At 63.7% G+C, this 3,908-nt stretch carries 3 protein-coding genes and 1 pseudogene; 1 reads left to right on the top strand and 3 read right to left on the bottom strand.

What is annotated here, in order from left to right:
* Together BMON_RS09005 and BMON_RS09000 are read right to left on the bottom strand one after the other, a co-directional pair.
* Positions 1-394, bottom strand: a 394-nt coding sequence (locus tag BMON_RS09005) for a DUF6541 family protein (protein ID WP_034885524.1), incomplete at its 3' end; no start/stop codon positions are given.
* On the bottom strand, positions 391-1,302 hold the full coding sequence (locus BMON_RS09000) for a glycosyltransferase (RefSeq protein WP_033512726.1): 912 nt from the start codon (positions 1,300-1,302) through the stop codon (positions 391-393). The genes BMON_RS09000 and BMON_RS09005, both read right to left, overlap by 4 nt.
* A 138-nt stretch (positions 1,303-1,440) precedes the next feature.
* Here BMON_RS09000 and BMON_RS08995 point away from each other — a divergent pair, with 138 nt between their 5' ends.
* Positions 1,441-3,549 (top strand): glycosyltransferase, encoded by a 2,109-nt coding sequence (locus BMON_RS08995; protein WP_081883034.1) that lies wholly within the window; start codon positions 1,441-1,443, stop codon positions 3,547-3,549.
* Between the two features lie 135 nt (positions 3,550-3,684).
* On the opposite strand, the pseudogene BMON_RS10490 reads toward BMON_RS08995, so the two are convergent.
* Positions 3,685-3,908 (bottom strand): annotated as a pseudogene (locus BMON_RS10490) (hypothetical protein); the annotation flags it as partial.

Here is a 3,908-nt window from a genome sequence, read left to right as displayed (position 1 = left end):
GCACCACCCCGGCGAGCGCAGGGGTCACGCGCCGCCACCAGACCGGTCGCCGGTCCGGCTCGAGCGGTGCGTCACCGGACGCCCCGGCGGCGCGAAGAGGACTGCGGCCGAACCGGGTACCGACGATGCGCACGCCCACCACGACCACGCATACCGCCGCCGTGGCGATCAGGTAGCACGGCCAACCCCAGGGCAATCCGATGGCATACGCCACGATGCCACTCATACCCACGATGACGATCGACACCACCGGGGCGAGCGCCACAAGGTCCACGCCCCGACGGCCGGACGCGACCGCGACCGCCCCGCCCGGCAGGTACAACGCGGCGAGCACGGCGACGATGACGGGCAGCGCCTGCCACCAGGTGGCCAGCTGCATGGCGGATGCGTTCACTCGGCACCTCCGCGATCACCACGATGGTTGTGCACGGCGGTCAGCAGCCGATAGCCCAGTTGCCGCAGCCGCACCGGCATGAGCCGGTAGCAGGCCCGCACGGTCACGTTGCGCGCGAACTGGGCCGTCGTGGTGAACCCATCGGATCGGAAACGGCGCTGCAGGGCGAGCTCGTCGCGGAACATCGACCAGCCGCCCCGGCGCTCGTAGGCTCCGGCATCCACCCGGTACAGCACCAACGGTTCGGGCAGGTTGACGAGGCTGGCGCCGCGCATGATGAGCCGCTCCCACAGCAGATAATCCTCAAATCGACCCGCACGCTCGGGGTATCCTCCGGCCGCCAAAATCACCGATCGGCGGAAGGCGACGCTGGGATGATGCAGGGGCGATTGAAGCCGTGCGTAGGCGCGCAGGGCCTCGCCTCCGGCCGGCAGGCGCCTGATCTGACCCGGCCGTCGCTCGTCGCCTTCGAATTCGCAGATGGCACTGCCGGCGACATCATGCACCGGGGTGCGCGAACCATCGATCAGAGGCAACAGCTTCGCGAACCGCTGAGGCAGGGCGACGTCGTCGCTGTCGGCGCGCGCCACCGCCTCGTAGCGGCAGACCGCGATCCCTTGATTGAGAGCGTGGGCCAATCCCCCGTTGCGGTCCAGCTGGAGCACGGTGACTTCGGGAGCCTCACCAGCACGATCAGCGGCAACGAATCGTGCACGCAGCAACGCGGATGCGTCGTCGAGGAATCCTTGCACGTCCTCGGCCACAACCCCGTCACGCACGATGACGACCTCGGCCGGAGGCCTGGTCTGCCCGACGGTGTTGGACAGCAACGCACGCCGCAGATACTCGACACGGTCGCCCCGGTACACGGCCATGAGCAGTGAGAACGGAGGAGTCGCACTCGCCATCGTTACCTCCCCCAGATGATGGATAACCCCCGGTATGGCACGCATCGGTGCCATACCGCTCAATAAACATCGTCAACTCTACCCCAGGCGAATCGGGTTCCCCGCGCGGTCGGCACCACGCTCCATATAATGAAAGGCATGCTAACCATGAATGAGTCCGGGACAACGTCGCGCGAACATACCTGGGAGACGGTGGACCGCGTAGTCTATCCGATCCACGATCAGGACCTGACCCTCCCGCTCTACGCCATCCCCTGGGTGCGTCCGCACCTGACCGATGACGTGTTCAACCCCCGTCTCAACATGGAGAAGCTCTCGTTCGACTCCATGAACGCGAACTCGTTCAGACATCTCGTCAACGAAAGCGTGGAGAGCCATTCCTCCGCATCGACCACCGATGTGTTTACCGTCGACGACCGCAGCTCACTGACCATCCGGCCGGGCAAACACGTGTCCCTATGCACGTTCTTCAACGCCTTTCCCGCCAGCTATTGGAAGCGTTGGACGGCCATTAGCATGGTCCGATTCAGTGCGGAGGTCCGGGGCACGGGCGAACTGGTGCTCTATCGCTCCACGGGCCGCGGCCTGTTCTCCCCGGTGACCACACTGGCGGTCGATACATCGAACGGCAAGGACTTCACCGAGGTCCAGACCACGATCACCATGAATGGACTGCTCGACGGCGGTTATTTCTGGTTCGACGCCCAGGCCGGGCTCGGCAGTGAACTGACCGTGCGCGACGCACAGTGGTCCGTGCCCAGCGAGGAACGGACCGCCAAGGCGGATACGACATTATCCGTGGCCATCACCACCTTCAACAGGACCCCCTATTGCCTGCACCAATTGCAGGCCATCGCGCACGAACCGGCGTTGCGGCGCCGTCTGGACACGATCTATTGTACCGATCAAGGCACCACCCTGGTCCGCGACGAGCCGGGATTCGACGAAGTCAGCGCCGAGCTCGGAGACCAGCTCACCTATCTGCGTCAGACCAACATGGGCGGGTCGGCCGGCTTCTCCCGGGGCATGTATGAAACACTCAAGGCCGGTTCAAGCGCCTACACGCTGCTCCTCGACGATGATGCCATCAGCGAGCCCGAAGCCATCTTGCGCGCGGTCCAATTCGCCGACTACGCCAAACACCCCACCATCGTCGGCGGCGGCATGTTCCATCTGGATAACCGCACCGTGCTCTACACGCAGGGTGAACGATTCGATGCGTCGTCGGTGTGGATGAAACCCTCCCAAGGCTTGGGCTACAACCACGACTTCGCCCGTTTCCCGTTGCGTGACTCCCCCGAACGCCATCGCCGGATCGACTCCGATTTCAACGGCTGGTGGATGTGTCTGATACCGACGGCGATCATGAAGACCATAGGACTGTCGATGCCCTTCTTCATCAAATTCGACGACACGGAATACGCATTGCGCGCCGCCGAACACGGCTTCCACACCGTGTGCCTCCCGGGTGTCGCGGTATGGCACCAGGCATGGCACGACAAGGATCCTTCACGGACGTGGGAGGAGTACTTCTTCCAGCGCAACCGTTGGATCTGCGGTCTGCTGCATTGCCCGCAGCCGTCGAGGCGTTTCCGGTTCGAGATGTTGTACGGCGACATCAACGTGGGCCTGAAACTCGTCTATTCCGCGCTTCGTCTGCGCCATATGGGCTTGCAGGACATACTGCGGGGCCCGGAGTACATCGTCGAATCCATGCCGCACAAGATGGCCGAGGTGCGTAAGGCCCGTGAGGGGTTCGCTGATACCACGTTGGCCAAGGATCTCGACGACTTCCCCAAGCCGATACGGGAATTCGATCGCCGAGCGACACCACGAGCTTCACGGGACATCAAAAAGGCAGGTCTCCACGCCATTGTGGGAGCATTGCTCTCACGCGGCAACGGCACGAAGGACGAACGTCCGGACGTCGCCATCCCCGCCGATCAGGCCATCTGGCGCTCCTTCAACGGTGTGAATTCGGCATTGGTGACGTCGCCTGACGGCAGCACGGCGGCTTGGTGCCGTCGCGACAGCACGCTGTTCAGGAAACAGATCCGTCAAGGACTGCGGCTCTCCCATACCCTGATCAAGCAATGGGGCGCGCTGTCGAACCGGTACCGGGAATACGATATGGCCAGCATCGATGTCTGGTCGCGCATCTTCGCCGCCGAGACCACCGACGACTCCACCGATGACGCCACAGACGGACGCTCCAACGACAACACCGACGGAATGCCGGCCAAGTAGCCGAATCGACCAACGTATGCGGTCACTTTGATAGACCGGTGGGGTCCCGCGCGGTTGATGCGCGGGGCTCCTTCCTTCATGCCGGTTTCACGCCGGCCGCGCGCCCGTGCCGTCGACGTCACGGGCGGACCCGGTTCACTGCCCGTCGGTGCGGGTGAGCATGGGGTGGATGCGCTTGTCGTACGCGACCAAAGCGGAGTTGATGACCTGGTGCATGTCGTAGTACGCGTACSTSATCCGCAASCGGCCCCCGAACACCACGCCGGGCTCTTCACTGTTACGATCAGCAGGATGACAATGGCGATTGCTATCAACAGCACCAGCATAAGCGGGCCGGTTCCCATGACAACTCCTTTGTT

The sequence above is a fragment of the Bifidobacterium mongoliense DSM 21395 genome, assembly GCF_000741285.1.
GTDB lineage: Bacteria > Actinomycetota > Actinomycetes > Actinomycetales > Bifidobacteriaceae > Bifidobacterium > Bifidobacterium mongoliense.
This window is presented reverse-complemented; position numbering and strand designations above follow the sequence as displayed.